This is a genomic window from Archangium lipolyticum (assembly GCF_024623785.1).
In the GTDB taxonomy this organism is placed as follows: domain Bacteria; phylum Myxococcota; class Myxococcia; order Myxococcales; family Myxococcaceae; genus Archangium; species Archangium lipolyticum.
Window position 1 is genome coordinate 1 of the sequence record NZ_JANKBZ010000020.1, and the last position, 21618, is coordinate 21618.

General features: G+C 68.5%; 18 protein-coding genes. 11 read left to right on the forward strand and 7 right to left on the reverse strand.

The window, feature by feature from the left end; genetic code table 11:
* Window positions 1-117 precede the first annotated feature (117 nt).
* From NR810_RS33155 to NR810_RS33165, 3 genes are all read left to right on the forward strand, one after another.
* A complete protein-coding gene (locus tag NR810_RS33155) occupies window positions 118-483 on the forward strand; it encodes a hypothetical protein (protein WP_257458453.1) in 366 nt (121 codons plus the stop codon).
* Between the two features lie 120 nt (window positions 484-603).
* Window positions 604-1530: a DUF2381 family protein gene (locus NR810_RS33160; RefSeq protein WP_257458454.1), complete on the forward strand. Its 927-nt coding sequence runs from the start codon at window positions 604-606 to the stop codon at window positions 1528-1530.
* Window positions 1531-1725: 195 nt separating this feature from the next.
* Window positions 1726-2895 (forward strand): serine/threonine-protein kinase, encoded by a 1170-nt coding sequence (locus tag NR810_RS33165; protein ID WP_257458455.1) that lies wholly within the window; start codon window positions 1726-1728, stop codon window positions 2893-2895.
* Between the two features lie 32 nt (window positions 2896-2927).
* Here NR810_RS33165 and NR810_RS33170 read toward each other — a convergent pair whose 3' ends face one another.
* Window positions 2928-3812, reverse strand: coding sequence for a LysR substrate-binding domain-containing protein (locus NR810_RS33170; protein WP_257458456.1), 885 nt, complete (start codon window positions 3810-3812; stop codon window positions 2928-2930).
* Between the two features lie 100 nt (window positions 3813-3912).
* Between NR810_RS33170 and NR810_RS33175 the strand changes: the two genes are divergently transcribed.
* The gene (locus NR810_RS33175; protein WP_257458457.1) at window positions 3913-5550 is read left to right on the forward strand and encodes an acetolactate synthase large subunit; all 1638 of its coding nucleotides are present in this window, start codon (window positions 3913-3915) and stop codon (window positions 5548-5550) included.
* 33 nt (window positions 5551-5583) lie between these two features.
* Entirely contained in the window at window positions 5584-7017 is a 1434-nt protein-coding gene (locus tag NR810_RS33180; RefSeq protein ID WP_257458458.1) for an aldehyde dehydrogenase family protein, read from the forward strand.
* 21 nt (window positions 7018-7038) lie between these two features.
* Here NR810_RS33180 and NR810_RS33185 read toward each other — a convergent pair whose 3' ends face one another.
* The 5 genes from NR810_RS33185 to NR810_RS33205 are packed head-to-tail and all read right to left on the reverse strand — an operon-like array spanning window position 7039 to window position 13257.
* Window positions 7039-8001: an ABC transporter permease subunit gene (locus NR810_RS33185; protein WP_257458459.1), complete on the reverse strand. Its 963-nt coding sequence runs from the start codon at window positions 7999-8001 to the stop codon at window positions 7039-7041.
* A complete protein-coding gene (locus NR810_RS33190; RefSeq protein WP_257458460.1) occupies window positions 7998-8978 on the reverse strand; it encodes an ABC transporter permease in 981 nt (326 codons plus the stop codon). The genes NR810_RS33185 and NR810_RS33190 overlap by 4 nt, the downstream gene beginning before the upstream one ends.
* Window positions 8968-10446, reverse strand: coding sequence for a sugar ABC transporter ATP-binding protein (locus NR810_RS33195; RefSeq protein ID WP_257458461.1), 1479 nt, complete (start codon window positions 10444-10446; stop codon window positions 8968-8970). The genes NR810_RS33190 and NR810_RS33195 overlap by 11 nt, the downstream gene beginning before the upstream one ends.
* Entirely contained in the window at window positions 10436-11422 is a 987-nt protein-coding gene (locus NR810_RS33200) for an ABC transporter substrate-binding protein (RefSeq protein ID WP_257458462.1), read from the reverse strand. The genes NR810_RS33195 and NR810_RS33200 overlap by 11 nt, the downstream gene beginning before the upstream one ends.
* A 32-nt stretch (window positions 11423-11454) precedes the next feature.
* The gene (locus NR810_RS33205) at window positions 11455-13257 is read right to left on the reverse strand and encodes a family 43 glycosylhydrolase (protein ID WP_257458463.1); all 1803 of its coding nucleotides are present in this window, start codon (window positions 13255-13257) and stop codon (window positions 11455-11457) included.
* Window positions 13258-13567: 310 nt separating this feature from the next.
* On the opposite strand from NR810_RS33205, the gene NR810_RS33210 reads away from it, so the two are divergent.
* The 6 genes from NR810_RS33210 to NR810_RS33235 all read left to right on the forward strand — a co-directional run bounded on the left by NR810_RS33210 (window position 13568) and on the right by NR810_RS33235 (window position 21183).
* Window positions 13568-15154, forward strand: a complete 1587-nt coding sequence (locus NR810_RS33210; protein WP_257458464.1) for a family 43 glycosylhydrolase — start codon at window positions 13568-13570, stop codon at window positions 15152-15154.
* 27 nt (window positions 15155-15181) lie between these two features.
* Window positions 15182-16288: a galactokinase gene (galK, locus tag NR810_RS33215; RefSeq protein ID WP_257458465.1), complete on the forward strand. Its 1107-nt coding sequence runs from the start codon at window positions 15182-15184 to the stop codon at window positions 16286-16288.
* Between the two features lie 123 nt (window positions 16289-16411).
* A complete protein-coding gene (locus NR810_RS33220; protein ID WP_257458466.1) occupies window positions 16412-17542 on the forward strand; it encodes a UTP--glucose-1-phosphate uridylyltransferase in 1131 nt (376 codons plus the stop codon).
* 103 nt (window positions 17543-17645) lie between these two features.
* Window positions 17646-18446, forward strand: a complete 801-nt coding sequence (locus NR810_RS33225) for a hypothetical protein (RefSeq protein WP_257458467.1) — start codon at window positions 17646-17648, stop codon at window positions 18444-18446.
* 21 nt (window positions 18447-18467) lie between these two features.
* A complete protein-coding gene (locus tag NR810_RS33230; RefSeq protein ID WP_257458468.1) occupies window positions 18468-19748 on the forward strand; it encodes a PKD domain-containing protein in 1281 nt (426 codons plus the stop codon).
* 145 nt (window positions 19749-19893) lie between these two features.
* Window positions 19894-21183 (forward strand): S8 family peptidase, encoded by a 1290-nt coding sequence (locus tag NR810_RS33235; RefSeq protein ID WP_257458469.1) that lies wholly within the window; start codon window positions 19894-19896, stop codon window positions 21181-21183.
* Window positions 21184-21206: 23 nt separating this feature from the next.
* Here NR810_RS33235 and NR810_RS33240 read toward each other — a convergent pair whose 3' ends face one another.
* On the reverse strand, window positions 21207-21590 hold the full coding sequence (locus NR810_RS33240; RefSeq protein WP_257458470.1) for a hypothetical protein: 384 nt from the start codon (window positions 21588-21590) through the stop codon (window positions 21207-21209).
* Window positions 21591-21618 lie beyond the last annotated feature (28 nt).

Genomic DNA, 21618 nt, shown 5'->3' on the forward strand with positions numbered 1-21618 from the left:
ACTACCAGGCCATTCCCATGATGCCCGAAGACACGCTTCTGCCCTTGATGGCTCGATTCGTTGAATTGCTGGCCGAACAACCCGTTTTCCGGGAAGTTTTCGGTCCAATATGAGGGGATGGCTCAGGTTGGGGACAGCAGCACGGCTTTGTTCCCCGATTGGGAGAAGCGCAAGTCCGTCCCCGTGAAGGATGGCGCCTTCTCGCTCGAGTTGGGGGGGGCCTGGTTGGTGGGTGAGGATCCCGTGGGCCGGGGTGGGCGAGTCGTGTTGCCAGACGGCACGCGGCTCTTCGGGCAGCTCTGCATTGGGGAGAAGCGTGTTTACGGCCGCATTACCCAGGCCGTCACTCCCGCTGGGGACACGTTCGCCGTCTGCATGGAGTTGTACGACGAAATAGTTCGTGGTGTTGAGAGCGAGCCTGACGGAGGAGCCGTCAAGGTTTGGCCCATCGCGGAGGTGAGAGCGGTGGACCGCTTCGAATAGCACCATCCTGGGTCTTGGCGGATTGGAAGCCCGGACTGGCGCGCGCACGACCGGGCAGGACGGTGTGTTGGAGGCCCACGTCTCCGGTCTCTTCCTCGTTTCCGTGGAGGTTCCCGCTCCGTGTTTGCCCCGTCCTCCATCGCTCTGCTCGGGCTGGCCCTGCTCGCCGCCCCTGCTGATGCCGCCGAGCGGGCTCCGCTCCCTACCTGTGAGACGGGCACGCGCTACATCGAGCTGACGGCGGACGCACCCAGCATGATACCGGAGGTGTGCATCCGGCCAGAGCTGTCCGTCAACCTGTTCTTCGACACCAAACTGGCGCGGGTGGAAGTGGAGGAGCGGGAGCGGTTCCGCCGGGTGGATCTGGCAGCGGCATCTCTGACGCTCGTGGCCTCGGAGGCGCTGCACGATGGAGAGCGCGTACCGGTGACAGTCTACTTCCAGGATGATGCGGTGCCGACGAGTGCCACCTTCGTGCTGGTGGTCCACCCCGCTCATGCGGAGCGGCAGGTGGAGGTGTCACGCAACGAGCGCACGATGGCCTCCCTCCGGCAGGGCGAGCAGCAGGCGCGAGCCGAGGCCAGGCTTTGCCGAGAGGAGAAGGCGCGTCTTCAGGCTGAGTGCAGTGATCAGTTGGGGCTCACGAGCCTCATCGTCAACGGATGGCTCGGCAAGACAGGTGTCGTTGCCCGGCTGCTCAAGGAAGTCACCTCGCGCCCGGGAGGATCGCTCGTCGCGCAGAACGTCATCAGCTACCGGGCCGTTGGGCCCAAAGGGCGGGGCCGGGTGGCCGTGGAGATGGAACTACGCAATCAGGGAACGGTGGCCTGGACGCCCTCGGGTGCGGCCTTGGTGGGCTCGAATCGCGAGGCGCTGACGGAGCTGACGGTATGGCCCCTGGAGCCCGTCCCACCGGGCAGATCGCTGAACATCGTGGTGGAACTGGACACTGCGCACAGAGAGGCCCGGGGCACCTACACGCTCAAGCTGTGGGCGGGAGAAGCCGGAACCGAGGGCGTGAGTCTCGACGGCGTGACGTTCCCGTAGACGGCTCAGTTACAACGTTCGCATCCGTCCAATGGATGGACGGCGCTGGGTCGATTCGGCTCTTCTGCTCCAACAGGTCGAGTCAGGGAATTGACCTGTCTGGTTGGCTGGTGCTTTCTTTCGACGGTCTCCCGTGTTGCCTCAAAGGAACCCGGTCCTGACGCAGAGAACCCGAAAGGTTCAGGAGATGCCCTCGTGAAAGGCCCAGCGCGCAACGACAGCTTCCCCATCCAACCCATGGGTCCTGGCGGTCTTCTCTTCGAGGGACCCGAGTACCGCTACACCTTCTTTGCCCCCCTGCGGGACGGGCATGACCCCCTGGCCATCGCCTGGCGCACCTCCTCGCGGGACGAAAGCATTCCGTGCCTCGTCATCCTCAAGCGCGTGGAGATGCCGCCCGGGGAAGAGCGCCGCCAGCGGGCCGTGGAGGAGGTGCGGCTCGCCACGCGTCTGCGCCACCCAGGGATCGCCCAGGTGTACGAGTTGGTGGAGCACCAGGGCACGCCCTACGTGGTGATGGAGCACACCCCGGGACTCTTCCTGGAGACGGCCATGGAGACGGCGCTCTTGCTGCGCAGGACGCTCGCACCGGCCCATGCCGTCTACATCGCCGCCCAGGTGGCCGACGCGCTCCACTACGCCTGGAACAGCCAGGACGAGGACGGCCGCCCGCTGCACGTCGTCCACCGGGCGGTGAGCCCCATGAACATCCGGCTGGAGTCCAATGGCCGGGTGAAGCTCACCGACTTCGGCGTGGCGTACTCGCTCCTGGCGGGCCGGTTGAATACGCCCTCCAAGGTCCTTCGTGCGGAGCTGGCCTACGCCGCCCCCGAGCTGATGCGTTGTCAGAAGCCCGATGGGCGGGCGGACCTCTACTCGCTGGGCATGGTGCTGCTGGAGATGCTGTCGGGTCAGTACCCGCTGGATCCGCCGGACGTGAACCCGCCCGCGGGCGAGTCCCCGGAGGTGGCCCGGTACGACGCCCGTATGCGCGCCGAGCGCCCCTCCTGGACGAGCGCGGGGGTGCTGGCCGACCGCATCCAGACTTTCGGCCCGGAGGACGTGGAGCGGGTGGCCCGGAAGGTACCCGAGCCGCTCAAACGCATCCTCCACAAGGCGCTGCGAGCCCATCCGGACGACCGCTACCAGAGCGGGGGAGAGATGCGCGACGAGCTGTGCGAGTGGCTGCGCGGCCAGGGCAAGCGGTTCGGACGCGCCAGGGCGGCGGCGGAGCTGAGAGCCCTCGTGCGCGAGAAGCCCTCTCCCCAGGAGACGCGCGCCTTCCCCATCGAGAGAGGCGTGCTGCCCACCCCCGAGGAGGAAGCCACGGCCGAGATTGAAGAGAAGAAGGCCCGGATCGGGTGACCCAGAAGAAGATCACCGGTGGGGTCTGCCTCTCACCCCGCGTCTTCCTTCGACCGTGCGCGCACCTCCGACGCGAACAGCTCCGCCGCCGGTGTGCGCGGCGCGCCCTTGCGCCAGAGGAGCGCCGCGAGCTCGGTTCGCGGTGCCGGGGACAGACGTTTCACCACCAGCCGTTCGGCGTCGGGGAGCCGTGGCTCGGGCAGCACGGTGATGGCGAGGCCCGCGCGCACCATCGCGAGCACCGTGGCCACCGCGTTCGACTCGAGCGCGATGTGCGGCGCGAGCCGCATGGCATCGAAGTAGGCGTCCACTCGCGCGCGGACGCGCAGCCCTCGCGAGAGCAACGCGAATGGCTCGCCCGCGAGCTGCTTCGCCCCCACGGACTCCGCTCCGGCCAGCGGGTGCCCCCGCGCCACCACGAGCCCCAGCCTGCTGTCGAACACCGGCTCCGTGTCGAGGTCCGGTGAGCGCGCGGGCGAGTACCCCAGCCCCACATCCAGCTTGCCGTCCGTGAGCCGCCGTTCCACCCGTCTTACCACCGCCTCCTCGGCGCTCAGGGCCAGGCGAGGATGTCTGCGCAGCACGGCGGCCAATGCGGGCACCACGACACCGCGCATGCTCGGTGGGTAGCCCACGCGCAGCGTCCCCGTGGCCAGCCCGCGCAGCGCGCTCACCGCCACCCGGCCGGCGTCCACGTCCTCCAGCGCTCGTGACGCGTACGTGCGGAATAGCTCGCCCGCCTGCGTCAGCCGCACGCCACTGCGCGCCCGTTCGAAGAGCGGCGAGCCGAGCTCCTCCTCGAGCTGGCGGATCTGCTGCGACAGCGTGGGCTGCGAGACGTGGATGCGCCGCGCGGCGCGTCCGAAATGCAGCGTGTCGGCGACGGCGGAGAAGTAGCGGAGGTGGCGGAGCTCCATTCCCCCATCATAGGCATTGCCTATCGGGTCCATGGGAACAAACGAATGTACCAATCGATGGCGGCGCGTAGATTTCCCCTCGTCTCGAAGGAGAAATCCCATGAAGGCATCGGATCTGTTCGTCAAAGCGCTCGAAGCGGAGGGCGTGCGTTGCGTCTTCGGTCTTCCCGGCGAGGAGAACCTGGACCTGCTCGAGTCGTTGCGCGCCTCGGGCGTACGCTTCGTCCTCACGCGCCACGAGCAGGCCGCGGGCTTCATGGCCGCCACCTGGGGCAGGCTCACCGGGCGCGCGGGCGTGTGCCTCGCCACGCTCGGGCCTGGCGCCACCAACCTCGTCACCGCCGCGGCGTACGCCCAGCTCGGCGCCATGCCCATGGTGATGCTCACCGGGCAGAAGCCCATCAAGGCCGGCAAGCAGGGCCACTTCCAGATCGTCGACGTCGTGGGGATGATGCGGCCGCTCACCAAGTCCACCCGCACGCTCGTCTCCGCGGAGCACGTCCCCTCGGCGGTGCGCGAGGCCTTCCGCCGGGCCGAGGAGGAGCGCCCCGGTGCCACCCACCTGGAGCTGCCCGAGGACGTGGCGCGTGAGTCCTCCGACGCCGTGCCTCTCTCTCCCAGCGCCTACCGCCGGCCCGTGGCCGACGAATCCTCCATCGCCCTGGCCGTCGAGGCCATCGCGTCCGCCCGCCGCCCGCTGCTCATGATCGGCGCGGGCGCCAACCGCAAGCTCACCTCGGAGATGCTCCGCGTCTTCGTGGACCGCGTGGGGATGCCCTTCTTCAGCACCCAGATGGGCAAGGGAGTCGTGGATGAGACCCATCCGCTCTGGATGGGAACGGCGGCGCTCTCGGATGGGGACTTCGTCCACCGGGCCATCGAGGCCTCGGACTGCATCGTCAACGTGGGCCACGACGTCATCGAGAAGCCGCTGTTCGTCATGCGCGACAAACAGCGCACGGTGGTCCACTTGAACTTCTCGTCCGCCGAGGTGGACCCCGTGTACTTCCCGCAGGTGGAGGTGACCGGCGACATCGCCAACGCGGTGTGGCGCATCGCGGAGGGGGTCGGCTCGCGCTCCCACTGGGACTTCGCGCCCTTCGAGCGCGCCCGCGCCGGGCTCGACGCGCAGCTCGCGCGCGGCATCGATGACGAGCGCTTCCCCATCTACCCCGCGCGGCTCGTCGCCGAGGTGCGGCGCGCGATGCCGGATGACGGCATCGTGTGTCTGGACAACGGCATGTACAAGCTCTGGTTCGCCCGCTACTACCGCTGCCGTCGGCCCAACACGCTGCTGCTCGACAACGCGCTCGCGACGATGGGGGCGGGGCTCCCGTCCGCCATCGCGGCCAGGCTGGTCCACCCCCGGCGCAAGGTGCTCGCGGTCTGCGGCGACGGCGGGTTCATGATGAACTCGCAGGAGCTCGAGACGGCGGTGCGCCTGAAGCTGGACTTGACGGTGGTCGTGGTGCGCGACGACGGTTACGGGATGATTCGCTGGAAGCAGGGGGAGATGGGGCTCCCGGACTTCGGCATGGAGCTGGGCAACCCGGACTTCGTCCGCTACGCGGAGGCGTATGGCGCGCGCGGGCACCGGCCGGCGAGTGCCTCGGAGTTCGGGGCCACGCTCGCGCGCTGCCTGGAATCCGGCGGAGTGCACGTCATCGACCTGCCCATCGACTACTCGGACAACACGCGTGCGCTCGGAGCCGGTGTCGAGGACGGCGCCGCCCGGTGAGCCACGAGCACATGAAGGAAAGAGAGGAACGTCATGCTGGCTGAGCGCTACCCGTATTACCTGGCCAACCGCCCGCGGCAGCCCAACGCGGACCTGGCCGTGACCGACAAGTATTCGGGCGAGACCGTGGCGCGTGTCGCCCTCGCGGACGCGAGCGCCGTGGAGGAGGCCATCGCCGCCGCCGTGCGCGCGGCCGGCCCGATGCGGCGGTTGGCTCCGTACGCCCGGCAGGAGGTCCTGGAGCACTGCGTGCGTCGCTTCCGCGAGCGGACCGAAGAGCTCGCGCTCGCGCTCTGCATCGAGGCGGGCAAGCCCATCCGCGACGCGCGTGGCGAGGTCTCCCGGCTGATCGACACGTTCAAGGCGGCGGCAGAGGAGGCCGTGCGAGGCGACGGCGAGGTGCTGAACCTGGAGGTGTCGCGGCGTGCGGCCGGCTACCGGGGCTTCACCCAGCGCGTGCCCGTGGGCCCGTGCTCGTTCATCACGCCGTTCAACTTCCCGCTCAACCTGGTGGCGCACAAGGTGGCGCCCGCCATCGCCGCGGGCTGCCCGTTCGTGCTCAAGCCCTCGGACCGCACGCCCGTGAGCGCGATGATCATGGCCGAAGTGCTCGCCGAGACGGACCTCCCCGAGGGCGCCTTCTCGGTCCTCCCGACGCGCCTCGAGGACGTGAGGCCGTTCATCGAGGATGACCGGCTGAAGCTGCTCTCATTCACCGGCTCGGAGAAGGTGGGGTGGGAGCTCAAGGCGCGTGCTGGCCGCAAGAAGGTGGTCCTGGAGCTCGGTGGCAACGCGGCCTGCGTGGTGGACCAGGACCAGGGCGAGCGCCTGGACTTCGTCGCGGATCGCGTGGCCCACGGCGCCTTCTTCCAGGCGGGGCAGAGCTGCATCTCGGTGCAACGCGTTCTCGTGCACGAGTCGCTGTACGACGCACTGCGCGAGCGGCTCGTCGCGCGGGCACGGGCGCTGCGCGCGGGGAACCCCAGGGACGAGGCCACCACGCTCGGTCCCATGATCGACGAACCCGCCGCACGGCGGCTGGAGGGGTGGATCCAGAGCGCGGTGGGGCGTGGAGCGCGCGTGCTGGCCGGGGGAGGGCGGCGTGGCGCGCTGCTCGAAGCCACCGTGCTGGAGGGTGTGCCGGCAGACGAGCCGCTGAGCGCGGAGGAGGCGTTCGGGCCGGTCGTGTTGCTCCAGCCCTTCCGCACGTTCGACGACGCGCTCCGCGCGGTGAATGACGGGCGCTACGGACTGCAGGCGGGCGTCTTCACCCAGGACCTGTCACGGGCCATGCGGGCGTGGGACGAGCTGGAGGTGGGGGGCGTCGTCGTGGGAGACGTCCCGAGCTTCCGCGTCGACACCATGCCCTACGGTGGCGTGAAGGGCTCGGGGCTGGGGCGCGAGGGCGTGAAGTACGCCATCGAGGACATGACCGAGTTGCGCCTGTTGGTGTTGCGCCAGGAGTGATGCGTCAGGGGAGGGGGCGGGCTACGTGGCCCGCCCCACTCCGACGATCCGCCGCGTCAGCAGCTTCTGCATCAGCACGAACCCGAGCAGGAGGGCCCCGATGGCGACACGGGTCAGCCCCGAGCTCAGCATGCCCTCGTATGTCGTGATCGACGTCAGGACGAGGCCGAGCATCAGCACCCCGACGAGCGTGCCGAACACGGAGCCGACCCCGCCCGCGAGCAGCGTCCCGCCAATCACCACGGTCGCGATCGCATCGAGCTCCATCCCGACACCTTCCAGGTGGCTGCCACTCGACAGGTAGAAGGTGAGCACGGCGCCAGCGAAGGACGCACAGAAGCCGCTCAACGCGTAGACGGCGATCCGGGTGCGCTTGACGGGCAATCCCATCAGCAGCGCGGCCTCCTCGCCCCCTCCGAGTGCGTAGACATTCCGGCCGAAGGGCGTGAACACCGCGACGTACCAACCGATGGCGACGAACGCCAGGAACAGGACCGCGGTCAGGGGCAGGGAGCCGATCCGCGTGATCGCGATGGCGGTATGGCGCGGATCCACGATGGCGATCGACTCGAGGTGGATGATGAACGCGAGTCCCCGCACGAAGAACATCCCGGCCAGCGTGACGATGAAAGGCTTGATGCCGGTCGTGTGGATGATTGTTCCCAGCAGGGCTCCCAGGGTGGTCCCGCACGCGAGCGCCACTCCGATCGCGGCGAAGACGTTCCAGTGGTGGTCCATGACGAGGACCCCGATGAGCACACTGGAGAAGGACATGACGGCCCCGACGGAGAGATCGATGCCTCCCGAGAGGATGACGAACGTCATGCCCACCGCGACGATGCCGAGCACCGCGTTGTTGGAGAGGAAGTTGATGAAGATCGGGAGAGAGAAGAAGCCGTCGTACCTCAGCGCCGCGGCGGCATAGAGCAGTACGTAGGCCAGCACTCCGGCCAGCACCGTGACGTGTTTGCGGAGGAAGTTCATGCGCCCTCCGCCGGGCGGAACCGCCGGACCATGCGCTCGAACGCCGCCGTCTGCATGAAGCAGACACCGAGCGCCACGATCGCCTTGATGATGAGCGTGTGCTCGGTGATGACACCTCGCATCTGGAGCATGATGGTGAGGGTCTGGATGAAGGTGGCGCCGATGATCGAGCCCACGAGGTTGGCCCGGCCACCCGTCAGGCTCGTCCCGCCCAGCACCACGGCCAGGATGGCGTCCAGCTCGAGGTAGAGCCCGCTGTTGGCGACGTCCGCCTCCTTGATGTCGGCCGCCGCGATGAGGCCGGCGAGTCCCGCGCACAGCCCGCTGGCCATGTAGGCCGTCATCTGGATGGTGTGCACCCTCAGGCCACACAGCCGGGCCGCCTGGGGGTTGCCGCCCGTGGCCTCGATGTAGAGGCCCGTCGCCGTCTTCCTCAGCAGCAGGGCCACGAGGACGAACACGGTCGCGACGATCAGGACCGGGACCGGCAGGCCCACCACGGTGCCGTTCCCGAGGAACTCGAAGGCCGGGTTCTCGAAGCGGACCTTCTGGTCCTGGGTGAGCGCCTGGGCCAGTCCCCGTCCCATCACCAGCGTCACCAGCGTGACGATGATGGGTTGGATGCCACCGTAGGTGACGAGCGCCCCGTTGAGGGCCCCAATCACCAGGGCCGTGCCGAGGGCCGCCGCGACCGACAGGGGCACGGGTTGCGCCTGCTCGGTCATCAGCAGCGCCGCCACCGCGCCCGCGAGCGCCATCACCGAGCCGACCGACAGGTCGATTCCACCCAGTGCGATCACCAACGTCATGCCCACCGCGAGCAGCATCACGGGGGCGCCGTTCTGGAAGATGTCCACGAGCGCGCCGAAGAGCCGGCCGTCCCGGAACTCGAGCCGGGCGAAGCCCGTGGTGAAGACGAGGTTGAAGACAATCAGGGCCGCCAGGGCCACCAGCGGCCAGAAATTCCTAGGACTCATGGTGCTCCTCTCCGGCGATCAGCTTCATGACCTCCGGAAGTCCCGCGCTGGTGAGCTCTCCCACCTTCTTCCGGTCGCGGAAGACGGCGATCCGGTGCGACAGCCGCAGCACCTCCTCCAGCGCGGCTGAGATGAAGAGGACCGAGAGCCCTTTCCGCGAGAGCTCGTGGATGAGGCGCTCGATCTCTCCCTTCGCGCCCACGTCGATACCGCGGGTCGGCTCGTCGAGGATCAGCACGCTCGGATCGTAGGCCAGCCACCGGGCGAGGATGACCTTCTGCTGATTGCCTCCACTGAGCAACCGCACGGGCTGCTCGACCGAGGGCGTCTTGATGCCGAGCTTCGTCACGAACTCCTGGGCGATCCGCTCCTGCTGCGCGCGCGAGACGGTGAAACCCAGCTTGCGCTGCACGACCAGCGCGATGTTCTCCCGCACCGACAGGTCCGGGATGATGCCCTCCGCCTTGCGATCCTCGGGGCAGAACGCCAGGCCCCGCTCGATGGCTTGCCGGGGGCTCTTGGGAACCGCGCCGTTCACCGTGCCGCTCCGCACGCGATCGGCGCCGAAGAGCAGGCGGGCGGCCTCCGTGCGTCCGGAGCCGAGCAGGCCCGCGAACCCGACCACCTCGCCCTGGTGCATCGTCAGATCGAACGGAGCGATCCCCTTGCGTGACAGCCCCTGCGCGGCGATGACCGCCGGCCGCGTCTCCTCGCTCCGCGCGTGGAGCGCCGGCTCCTCGGGGACCTTGCCCAGCATGTGGGAGACGAGGTCGAGCTTCGAGAGCTGGGACGCCTCATACGTCCCGACGAGCGCTCCGTTGCGCAGGACGGTGATGCGGTCGCTGACCTTGTAGACCTGATCCAGGAAGTGGGTGACGAAGACGATGCCGATTCCCCGCGCCTTCAGCCGCCCGATGATGTCGAGCAGCAGCTCCGTCTCGTGGCTGTCCAGGCTCGAGGTCGGCTCATCCATGATGATGACCCGCGCATCCGTCTGGACGGCGCGGGCGATCGCCACGAGCTGCTGGACCGCGGTGGACATGGTCCCCAGCTGCTGGTCGACGTCGACCTTCAGCTCGAAGGTGGCGAGGAGCTCCTCCGCCTTGCGCCGCATGGTGCGCCAGTCGATGCCGAACCAGCGCCGGGGCGCACGGCCCAGGAAGAGGTTCTCCGCGACCGTCAGGGTCGGGATGAGGTTCACTTCCTGGTAGATGGTGCTGATGCCCTTGCGCTGGGCATCTCCCGGTGAGGTGGGGCGGAAGTCCCGCCCCTGGAAGGTGAGCGTCCCCCCGTCGCGCGGGTAGACACCCGTCAGGAGCTTGATGAGCGTCGACTTCCCGGCGCCGTTCTGCCCCATCAGGGCATGGACCTCGCCGGCCCTTACATCCAGGTCCACGCCTCGCAGCGCGTGGACCCCGGGGAAACGCTTCTCCACTCCTCTCGCGACGAGGATCGGCTCAGTACTCACGGGTGCTGATCACCTGGGCGGCGGTGGACTGCTCGAAGAGCTGGTCCTTGCTCTGGATGAACTTCGGAACCTTCTCGCCCGCCTTCACCTTGGTGATGGTGTCGAAGACGATCGGGCCCATCAGCGGGTTGCACTCGACGGTGGCGTTGAGCTTGCCCGCGACCATCGCCTCGAAGGCCCCCTTCACGCCGTCGATGGAGATCAGCGTGACGTCCTTGCCCGGGTTCATGCCGGCCTCCTCGAGCGCCTGGATGGCCCCGAGCGCCATGTCGTCGTTGTGCGCGTAGACAGCCTGGATCTTCTCGCGGTCCGACTTGATGAAGGCCTCCATGACCTCCTTGCCCTTGGCGCGGGTGAAGTCGGCGCTCTGGCTCTTGATGATGGTCATCTCGGGGTACTTCTTGAGCGCCTCCTCGAAGCCCTTCTTGCGATCGATCGCCGGGGCGGCGCCGGTGGTGCCCTGCAGCTCGAAGATGTTGGCCTTGCCATTCGTCTTCTTCGCGAGCCACTCGGCCGCCATCCGGCCCTCCTCCACGAAGTCGCTGGCGATCAGCGTGGTGTAGAGGCTCTCGTCGCTCACCTTGATGCCGCGGTCCACGAGGATGACCGGGATGTTGGCCTCCTTGGCCTGCATCAGCACGGACTCCCAGCCGGTCTCCACGACCGGGGCGAGCACGATGGCGTCCACCTTCTGCGCGATGAAGGAGGTGAGGGCGTTGATCTGGTTGGCCTGCTTGCCCTGCGCGTCCGCGAACTTCAGCTCGACGCCGCGCTTCTCGGCCTCGCCCCGGATGGACTTCGTCTCGGCGGTGCGCCAGGCGCTCTCCGCTCCCACCTGGGAGAACCCGATGACGAGCTTCTTGGCGGCGGCGGGAGCGCCCGCGCCGGCTCCCTCGGCGGCTTGCTGCTGCTTCTCCGAAGGTTGCTGCTTACATCCGACCAGCGCGAACAGGGCAACCGCGATCAACCATCTCATGTGTCTCTCCACGTTGTGGTGCCTGCAACCCTTTACATTCCCGCGGCCAGTTCATGGACGCGGACGTACTCGAAGCGGGCGATGAAGCCGCCTCCACTCATCGAGACCAGTCCGATCCTGGCCTCGGAGCCCAGCTGGTGCGTCCACGTGCCAGCCCGGGTCCAGGTCGAACCATCCCGGCTGGAGTACGCCGTGTAATGCTGTTCCCCGCCCACGTCGCGTTTGGCGATCCTCAGCCAGACGGTCTCGTCCGCGGGGCCGCCGAACGTCTCGCCATAGCGCGGCGAGCTCTCCGGCCCCACCTCCTTGGCGAACGCGATCTGCCGGGTCTCCCAGTTCGAGACGTGGGTCAGCTTGACGTAGTGGTTGTCATCTCCATGGATGACGAGCCCCGCCTGCACGTAGTTGTGGCAGCAGCTCACCGGGGGAAGGTTCAGCGAGACCTGGGTCTCGACGAGGTAGTTGCCCACCGGCGCTGGCAGGGTGAGGACCGAGGCGCTGTTGTCGTCCTGGTGGAGCTCCTTGCCCTGGGTTGCGAAGCGCAGGGAGCCACTCTCCAGGCCGAAGTCGTTCTCGGCCGGCGGGCGGATCCAGGTCCACTGAGAGCCGAGCGAGGTGCCGTCGAACTCGTCCGAGGTGATGACGGCTCCCGGCGCGTCATCCTTCGCCCGGGTCATCTGATAGCGGCTCTTCTCGCCGGGCTGGGCCGCCGGTGCCGGCTGCTCGGTGTCCGAGGCCCACGAGCCACCGCGCACGGTCGGCCAACCGTCGACCCAGTCCAGCGGATCCATCATCACGTGGCGCTTGACCGGACGCGCGCCCTTCTCCGGCGGTGCGAAGTAGGGGCTGTCCCTGTCGACCGCGTGGTAGACGAGCCAGTCCTGGCCCCCGAAGTCGGTCAGCACTCCATTGTGGCCCGTACCGACCCAGCGGTTTCCGTTCAGCCCCAGGACGGGCGTCCCACCGACGCGGTTGTACGTGAGGCGCACGCCCTCGCGATCCACGAAGGGCCCCAGGGGACTCTTCGACCGCCCGGCGAAGATGTTGTAGCCCGTGACCGCGCCATTGCAGCAGTCTCCGGACGAGCCCAGCAGGTAGTAGTACTCACCGCGCTTGATGATGCTGGCGCCCTCGTAGCGGTTGGCGACCGTGACCTCCACCTGGCTGTACGGGTCGGAGCTCGCGCCATCCGCCGAGAGCTTCCGCACCGAGATGCCCCCGTAGTAGCTGCCGTAGTAGATGTATTTGTCGCCGTTCGGCTCGACGAGCACCTCGGGGTCGTACACCCAGCGCTGTGAACCCCCGCAGCAGGGCGCCTCGTGCGGCTCCACCACCGGCTTCGCGGCGTGCGTCCACGGCCCCGTCGGACTGTCGCTGGTGGCAACGCCGATGGCGCTGTCTCCCTGCTTCGAGTCGGTCACGGTGTAATAGAGGTGGTACTTGTTCCCGAAGTACTCGATCTCGGGGGCCCAGAGTCCGGCCGTGGGCTCCGCCCAGTCCGGCCGCTCGGTGAAGGCATCCCCGACGTATGTCCATTCCACCAGATCGTTCGACTTCAGCATCGCGATCAGGTGCTGCCTGTACTGGCCCTCGGAGTCCCTGTCCTGATCATTCAGGGGATCCGAAGTGCAGTACATGTACCAGGCGTAATCCCCGGTCTGCTTCCCTCGGATGATCGTCGGGTCGGCACAGTTCTCCACCGTGCCTCCACCCGGGATCGAGACGCTCAGGGGATTGGTATAGCTCTTGTGGAGCGGGGTCTCCGTGCAGGCCGCGGCGGTCAGCAGTAGCACCGCTCCCACCCACCAACGTGACGAGAACACACCTCTCCGCATGTCGACTTCCTCCCCTGTGGGAGAGCAGGAACGGCTCGGTGCTCCGGCCTGGTTCCGCCCGTGATGCACTGTAAAAAAGTGGCGCATCTCATCCATGCCCGTGGAATGTGTCAAGGATGACATCTGCCTGCCCTCGGGGGAGGGGTCGTCGAGGACCTGGCTCCCGTGCATCCGGAGAGGAATTATCGAAAGACAGACAAAATGACGCGGCAAGTCGTTGGGAATCGGACGGAGTGGGAGCCGCCCGGACTTGATTGACCACTGTTGAGCAGCTCCCTAGCCTGCGCGCCCCCACGTCGAGGATTCCCCCATGCGTTCACGCGGTGTCGTCCTGCCCGCAGCCGTGCTCTCCCTGGCCGTGCTGGCGGCCCTCTCCACTCCGAGCTGTACCTCTCAACCGCCGCCGCCCCCGCCGCCCCCGCCGCCGCTCGAGGTGACGAACCCGGTCCTGTCCGGTGACTTCGCCGACCCTTCGGTGATCCGCGTGGGGGATGAGTACTGGGCCTCCGCGACGTCGTCCGAGTGGGCTCCCCACTTCCCGTTGCTGCACTCGAAGGACCTGGTCAACTGGGAGCTGGTGGGCCCGATCTTCCAGACCGCGCCGGCCTGGTCGGACGGCAACTATTGGGCGCCGGAGCTGGCGGCCGACAACGGCCGCTACTTCGTCTTCTACACCGCGCGCAAGAAGGGCGGTCCCCTGTGCGTCGCCGTGGCGACCGCGTCCCAGCCCTCGGGGCCCTATACCGATCACGGTCCGCTGGTCTGCCAGGAGCTCGGCTCCATCGACGGCGCGTTGATCCGCGACGAGAACGACACGCTCTACCTGGTCTGGAAGGAGGACGGAAACAGCCGCGGGCTGCCCACCCCCCTCTGGGCGCAGCCCCTGTCGGAGGATGGCACCCGGCTCATCGGCGAGCGGACGCAGATCATGATGAACGATACGCCGTGGGAGGGGCAGCTCATCGAGGGTCCGCACCTCATCAAGCGCGATGGCTGGTTCTACCTCTTCTACGCCGGCTCCGGGTGCTGCGGTCTCCAGTGCAACTATGGCGTGGGTGTGGCGCGCTCGCGGAAGCTGCTCGAGGGCTGGGAGAAGAACCCCATCAATCCCATCATGAAGACCAACCAGGACTGGAAGTGCCCGGGGCACGGGAGCGTGGTGACGGACACGCAGGGCCGGGACTACTTCCTGTACCACGCCTACAGCACCCAGAGCTCCGTCTACGTCGGACGCCAGGGATTGTTGGATCCGATCCAATGGGGGGCGGATGGCTGGCCCTCGATCAACGAGCGCAAGGGGCCCGGGGGACGGCTGCTGTCGAAGCCCGTGGCCTTCTCCGATGACTTCACCTCCTCGTCCCTGGTGCTCGGCTGGCAGTGGCCCAATGGACGTCAGCCCACCACGAGCCTCACGGATGGCCTGCTGACCCTCGCTCCTCCCGCGGAGCAGGCGGCCAATCCCATCGGTGCGGCCCTCGCGCGCTCCACCAACGCGGGCAACTACACGGCCGAGACCGTCGTGGACGTGGGCGGGCTCACGGAGGGCATGTCGGCGGGGCTGTCGGCCTACGGCGACCCGGACAACGCGCTCTGGCTCGCCGTCAGGTCCGGCAAGGTGGAGGCGTGGCGCCGGCAGGCCGGCAAGGACCAGCTGCTCGGCGGCATCGACGCGCCCGCGACGATGAACGGCAAGCTGCACCTGCGCATGCGGGCGACGAACGGCAAGGTGTTCGGCTTCGCGGTGAGCGCGGAGGGCTCCTCCTGGATCGACGTTGACTCGGAGGAGGAGGGCTCGTATCTGCCCCCCTGGGATCGCGGCGTGCGCGTGGCGCTCGTCGCTGGAGGCGTCGCGGGTGCCTCCGCCCGGTTCGACTCGCTGCGGATCACCCCCGAGTAGTCCTGCCCGCTCAAGGTGTGCTCGACGATGGAAACTGGCGCTGCCCCTCACTTCGAAGCGTTGTTCGGACACCCTCCCAGCGTCGTGGCGCATGCGCCGGGCCGGGTGAATCTCATCGGCGAGCACACCGACTACAACGGTGGCTTCGTGCTGCCCATGGCCATCCCCCAGCGGACGCGCGTGGAGCTGCGGCCTCGCGAGGGCCGCACCGTCCGGGCCTTCAGTGCCACGGTGGGGAGCCAGGAGGGGGTGCAGGAGTTCGTCCTCGGCCAGCAGGCGCCGGGGCGCGGGTGGCTCGACTACGTGCAGGGCGTCACCCTCATCCTCCAGCGCGAGGGCTTCTCGCTGGGCGGCTTCGACGTGCGTGTCTCCTCGGAGGTGCCCGTGGGCAGCGGGTTGTCCTCGAGCGCGGCCCTGGACGTGTGCCTCCTGCGCGCCCTTCGTGAGGCCTTCTCGCTCGCGCTGGACGACGTGAGGCTGGCGCTGCTGGGGCAGAAGGTGGAGAACGACTTCGTCGGCGCTCCGGTGGGGGTGATGGACCCGATGGCCTGTCACCTGGCGGACGAGGGCTCCGCGCTCTTCCTCGACACGCGCAGCATGCGCTACGAGCGGGTGTCGCTGCCCGCTGGGGTGGAGTCCATCGTCATCAACTCGGGGGTGGCGCACAACCACGCGGCTGGCGACTACCGCACCCGCAGGGCCGAGTGCGAGCGCGCGGCGGCGCTGCTGGGCGTGCCTCAGTTGCGCGATCTGACGGAGGCGGACCTGCCTCGGATCGCCGCCCTTCCCGAGCCCCTGGGCCGGCGCGCTCGCCACGTGGTGACCGAGGATGCGCGGGTGCTGGCGACCGTCCAGGCCCTGCGGTCCGGTGATCTGGCCGCCCTCGGGCCTCTGCTGTACGCCTCGCACGTCTCGCAGCGTGACGACTACGAGGTCTCCGTGCCGCAGATCGATCTGCTGGTGGAGCTGGCCCGGGGTGAGCCGGACGTGCTCGGGGCCCGCCTCACGGGCGGAGGCTTCGGTGGCTCCATCGTCGCGTTGGCGCGCACGGGCACCGGGGCCGGCGTGGCCGAGCGCATCGCCCGGGCCTATTCGGCTCGCTCGGGCCATACCGCCACGGTGCTGGTGCCCTGAAGGCCGTCAGCGCACCCGGGAAGGTTGGCCAGTCCCGTCCTGGATGGTTCGAATCCGGACGGGCATCGCCTCCACGCACACTGGCGATTGCACATGCCGCGAGGATCGCGGAACCTTGGTGCCGTGCCAGGACAACCGACCGACACTGAACTCGACAATCCCAGTCTCGCGCGCGATGGCTTCGATGCCGCGAGCTTCCGTGAACTGCTCGCCCGGTTCAAGCGGGGTGAGCTCGTCGAAGCGCCGCCGCTCGCGGGCTCGCTCGAGCCGCTCCGGGAGGGTGACATCCAACCGCTCCCGCGAGAGGGGACTCCCGCGTACGAGGAGTGCCGCGCGCTCGGAGAGGAGGCGTTCCGCAAGGGCCAGGTGGCCGCCCTCGTGGTGGCCGGTGGCGCCGGTACCCGCTTCGGCGGCGGGGTGAAGGGGCTCATCCCCGTGGTGGGGGAGCGCACCTTCCTCGACTTCAAGCTCTCGGAGGCGCGCCGGCTGGGGGCTCGCCATGGGCGCCCGGTGCCCGTGGCGTTGATGACGTCCTACCTCACCCATGACGACATCGCCGCGTACCTGGCGAAGCGGGGCGAGCAGGAGGGCGTGTTCCTCTTCCGTCAGCGGATGCTCCCCCGGCTCACACCGAGCGGCGAGCTGTTCCGCGAGGATGACGGCAAGCTGTCGTTCGCCCCTTCCGGGCATGGCGACGTCTTCCGGGCCCTGCGCGAGAGCGGGGTGGGAGAGGAGCTGCGCCGGCGGGGTGTTCGCCACATGTACTTCTCCAACGTGGACAACCTGGCGGCGACGCTCGACCCGGTCGTCATCGGGCTGCACATCAAGCAGGGCGGGGCCATGACGGTGGAGGTGACCCCGCGCGCCAACCCCAGCGGAGCGCTCGACGCGGGCGCCGCGCCCGTGCGCCTGAAGGGGCAGTTGCAGCTCGTCGAGAAGGTGGACCCGACCCAGCATCCGTTCATCTCGACGAACAACATCACCTTCGAGCTGGAGGCCATGATCGGACAGGAGGTCCCGATTCCCTACCGCGTGGTCTCCAAGAAGGTGGAGGGCAAGCCCGTGCTCCAGCTCGAGCAGGTGACGGCGGAGGCCAGCAGCCTCACCCGTCCCGATGGCAAGCCGCTCCTCCCCGCGGCCTTCATCGAGGTGAGCCGCTCGGATCCCGCGACCAGCCGGTTCGAGCCCGTGAAGGCTCCCGATGATCTGCCGCGCGTGGCGGAGCGCCTCCGCACGCGCCTCATGGCCCTCTGAGGGGACTCGAGGTCCAGACCGCCCGGCCGTCATGCCATGGCCGGGCGGTCCCTCCGCGGGTTGGTGTAGCATTCGCGGTCTCCCCACCCCCCGGAGAGCTCGGATGGTCCGCATCGCAAGAAGCGCAGTCGTCGCGTTGGTGTTGCTCCTCGCCATGACGGAGACGGCCCGCGCCGACGGTCTCGGTACCATCCCCTACGGTGATGATTGCTGGGGCTCCGGTACGGATGCCGATCGCGACGGGCTCGAGGATGACTGCGAATACCAGGTCGCCTTCTGGTTCATGCCGCTCTTCTGGTTCGACAGTGGCGAGAGCGGCCATGCCCGGCGTCCCTACTACGCGGTGAAGAGCACCAGCTTCTCCACCCGCACGCTGCAGATCTTCTACATGGACACCTTCTTCGAGGACTCCGGTGTCACCACCGGACACGATGGAGATCCCGAGTTCCAGATCCTCGAGGTCCATTACTCCGGTGGCAGGTGGTACCTCGATTGGGTCTACATGTCCGCCCATCGAAAGAGCGCCTGTGACTCGTCCGCCTGGTACTCGTACAGCCAGCTCGAGTACGACAGCGCGATCGATTCGCGCAATGCCTATCGCGGCTGGCCCACGCTCTACGTCGCCGAAGACAAACACGCCACCTACAACAACCTGGCCAACTGCGACAAAGGCTGCTTCTCCCAGGACTATTGCAGCCGCCATACCTATCAGTACCTCGACTCCACGGACCGGCTCGTCTCCCGCAACGTGGGCTCGACTGGAGTGCAGTTGATCAACCAGATCCTCCTCAACGGCAAGACCGAGCGGCTGCTCGACGATGTGGATTTCAAGGGTTGGGATGACCAGTGGTATCGCCCCAACTCGCAGGGCTACCGCCGCCACCTGAACGACTTCGGCTTCTAGCGCTTCGTGCGGAACGCTCGCGTGCCACCAGGAATCCCGGGACGCCCCGCCAGGGCGCCCCTGCGCTTCTTCGTGGGACTCGCGCTCCTGGGGGTGCTGCTCGCGGCGTTCATCTTCATGTTCTGGCCCCGGCACCACGCTGGCGAGGCGCCTCGGCCGCCCCTCGTCGCCCAGCGCCGTGCCCCCGCCCCGGAGGTATCGCCAGCGGCGCCCCTCGCTCCACCGTTGCCTCCTTCCCGTGTGCCCGTCTCGCCGGCCAACCGCGGGAACATGCTCTCGGCGGCGCTCCATGAGGAGCGGGTGCTCCTCGCGTCCAGTGTCGTGATCCAGGGAATCGACCAGGACCGGCCCTGGGTGTGCGCGGGTGAAGCCATGGGCCTGTCCGCCCGTGTCGGAGGTGTTCCCGAGCCGGGCGCGGTCCACCGGTGGGTCTGGCCTGTCGCCGGAGGCGGTGCCGAGCTGCATCCGGGCCCGGCGCTCCAGTGGCGGGCTCCAGAGGAGCCCGGCAAGTACTTCGTGCGCTTCCAGGTCTGCACGGACCTCGGAGGGCGGCGCGTCGGTGTCCTGGCGGAGCGCGACGTCGAGGTCGACGTGCGCCGGTGCGGCGAAGGGGAGGGGCAGCGGGATGAGCCGCTCCGCCTCGGCGTCGTGCAGCAAGGGCAGGGGACCTTCGCCTTCGAGGCGCTGTACCGGGGTGGCGAGCGCGCCGTGGCGTTCGCATGGGACTTCGGGGATGGCACCGCCACGGCTACCTCCGAGCCTCGCGTCGAGCACTCCTACCCGCTCCAGGGTCTCGAGCCCCAGGAGGTGAGGAGCTTCACCGTGAGGCTCCAGGTCCGGCTCGCCCGGGGTGGGCCCCTGGAGGCCACGGCGTTCGCGCTCATTCGCGGGCAGCCCCCCTCCGGCGTGACGCCTCCCGTGGACCTGCGGGTCTCCCGCTGGCGTCCGCTCCCCGGGGACGGAGGGTGGCGCAGTGACGTGGTGGTGCGTGTCCCGGACGGCACGGCCATCACCTGGGAGCGCCTCGAGCGCATCTCCCTGCACTGGGACGGTCAGGCGGACACCTCCACGCGTGGCTGGAGCGAGGCCATCCACGTGGAGGAACACCTCGAGCACGGCGGCTTCCGCGGCTACGTGACGGTGAGCGCCTCCGAGGCGGCTCCCGACATCAAGCAGATCCTCGACTTCCTGTCTGGCCGTGACGCAGCGGGCCAGGAGGTGGTGGTGTCCTGGAGCCCCTTCAAGCGCGAGGCTCCCCCAGGGCCGCCTTCCGAGACCCCCGCACCTCCTCCCCGGAAGTAGCGGCCAAAGGCATACATTCCCCGGCATCATCCGCGTGTCTCGTTTCGGACACGTGCGCGCGAAGCGTGAATCAAAAGGAACCACGTCAGACGTCCCTTTAAATTGAAACACGCAGTCTGGAATTTCATCGCAACAGGGGGAAAACATGCGTCTGCACACCGCGTCGTGGGTGGCCGTGTCCGCCGTGTCCTTGTCCTTGCTGGTGGCTTGTCCGGCCAAGAACATTCCCGACCCCTCTAAACCCAACCCCTCGGACCCTTGTGCCAAGGCCAGCGCCGTGGGGAGTGAGCCCCGCCCCGGGAAGTTCGTCGTCTCGCCCCAGGCGGTGCCGGGTGAGTACATCGTCGTGCTCAGGACGCCGGGCGCGGGTGAGAAGACGCTCGAGCCCTCCGTGGCCGCGGAGAGCCTCTCGGCCCGCTACGGCGGCAGCGTGTTCTTCACCTACGCGCACGCGCTGCGCGGCTTCGCCAGCCGGATGACCGCCGAGCAGGCCCGCGCCATGGCCGCCGACTCCGAGGTGGAGTACGTCCAGGAGAACGGGGTGATGACCATCAGCGAGAGCCAGCCCGATGCCACCTGGGGCATCGACCGCGTCGACCAGCGCGAGCTCCCGCTGGACAAGACCTACCTCTACAACGCCAACGGCAAGGGCGTGCACGCGTACATCCTCGATACGGGCATCCGCGTCTCGCACGCCGAGTTCGGTGGACGGGCCGACGTTGGCTTCGATGCCATCGGCGACAATCAGAAGGGCAATGACTGCAACGGCCATGGCACCCACGTGGCCGCCACCGTCGGCGGCAACATGTATGGCATCGCCAAGAACGTCCGCCTCCACGGGGTGCGCGTGCTCAATTGCCGTGGCTCCGGCACGACCGCCGGGGTGATCGCCGGCGTGGACTGGGTGACCAGCAACCGTGAGCTCCCCGCGGTGGCCAACATGAGCCTGGGCGGCGCCAAGAACACCGCGCTCGATGACGCCATCCGCAAGTCCATCGCCTCGGGTGTCACCTTCATCCTCGCGGCGGGCAATGAGAACCAGAATGCCTGCAGCGTCTCCCCGGCGCGGACGGCCGAGGCCATCACCGTCGGGGCCACCACGAGCTCCGACTCGCGTGCCTCCTTCTCCAACTGGGGCAGCTGCGTGGATGTCTTCGCTCCGGGAGATGAGATCCTCTCGGCCTGGTTCTCGAATGACAACGAAACCCGGCTCCTCAGCGGGACCTCGATGGCCGCTCCGCACGTCACCGGGCTCGCCGCGCTCTTCCTGGAGCGCAACCCCACCGCCACGCCCGATGCCGTGGCCGCCGCGCTCGTCGACAACTCCACCCCCGGCAAGGTGGCCAACCCGGGCGCGTGCTCGCCCAACCGGCTGATGTTCTCCGGCTTCATCGGCGGCCCTCCCTCCCTCCAGATGGCCCAGGAGGGGCGGTAGGAGGGCCGTCCGGACGAGGCGGGTTACTGGGCCCGCGGCTGGGGCGCGTTGGCCTTCATGGCCGCGCGCACCTTCTCGCGCAGGGCCTGCTTGCGCTGGTGGAACTGCTGCCGCTGCTCCTCGGTCAACTTGCCCCCGCTGGACTGACGCAGGGCGAGCGCCTCGTCGCGGAGCTGCCGGGCCTCGGCGATGAATTGATCGGCCTGGGCGCGTGAGAGGCGGCCGCGCTCGACGGCGCGGTTCATCCGATGCTCCATGCGCTCGAACCGGCGCATCATCCTCGCCTCCCGGCGCGCCGCCTTGTCTTCGGGGGCCGTCGGGTTGGCGGGGGCGGGCTCCTCGGCGAACACGGGAGCGGCGAACAGCAGCGAGGCAACGGCGGCGGACAGGGCGAGCTTCAGGCGCATGACAGGGTTCTCCTTCAGGGCGTGACGC

What these genes read in the sequence shown, in the direction of transcription:
- NR810_RS33155 (WP_257458453.1), top strand. Translation starts at nt 118, where the DNA reads ATGGCTCAGGTTGGGGACAGCAGCACGGCTTTGTTCCCCGATTGGGAG.
- NR810_RS33170 (WP_257458456.1), bottom strand. Translation starts at nt 3,812, where the DNA reads ATGGAGCTCCGCCACCTCCGCTACTTCTCCGCCGTCGCCGACACGCTG.
- NR810_RS33175 (WP_257458457.1), top strand. Translation starts at nt 3,913, where the DNA reads ATGAAGGCATCGGATCTGTTCGTCAAAGCGCTCGAAGCGGAGGGCGTG.
- NR810_RS33180 (WP_257458458.1), top strand. Translation starts at nt 5,584, where the DNA reads ATGCTGGCTGAGCGCTACCCGTATTACCTGGCCAACCGCCCGCGGCAG.
- NR810_RS33185 (WP_257458459.1), bottom strand. Translation starts at nt 8,001, where the DNA reads ATGAACTTCCTCCGCAAACACGTCACGGTGCTGGCCGGAGTGCTGGCC.
- NR810_RS33190 (WP_257458460.1), bottom strand. Translation starts at nt 8,978, where the DNA reads ATGAGTCCTAGGAATTTCTGGCCGCTGGTGGCCCTGGCGGCCCTGATT.
- NR810_RS33200 (WP_257458462.1), bottom strand. Translation starts at nt 11,422, where the DNA reads ATGAGATGGTTGATCGCGGTTGCCCTGTTCGCGCTGGTCGGATGTAAG.
- NR810_RS33205 (WP_257458463.1), bottom strand. Translation starts at nt 13,257, where the DNA reads ATGCGGAGAGGTGTGTTCTCGTCACGTTGGTGGGTGGGAGCGGTGCTA.
- NR810_RS33210 (WP_257458464.1), top strand. Translation starts at nt 13,568, where the DNA reads ATGCGTTCACGCGGTGTCGTCCTGCCCGCAGCCGTGCTCTCCCTGGCC.
- galK (WP_257458465.1), top strand. Translation starts at nt 15,182, where the DNA reads ATGGAAACTGGCGCTGCCCCTCACTTCGAAGCGTTGTTCGGACACCCT.
- NR810_RS33225 (WP_257458467.1), top strand. Translation starts at nt 17,646, where the DNA reads ATGGTCCGCATCGCAAGAAGCGCAGTCGTCGCGTTGGTGTTGCTCCTC.
- NR810_RS33235 (WP_257458469.1), top strand. Translation starts at nt 19,894, where the DNA reads ATGCGTCTGCACACCGCGTCGTGGGTGGCCGTGTCCGCCGTGTCCTTG.
- NR810_RS33240 (WP_257458470.1), bottom strand. Translation starts at nt 21,590, where the DNA reads ATGCGCCTGAAGCTCGCCCTGTCCGCCGCCGTTGCCTCGCTGCTGTTC.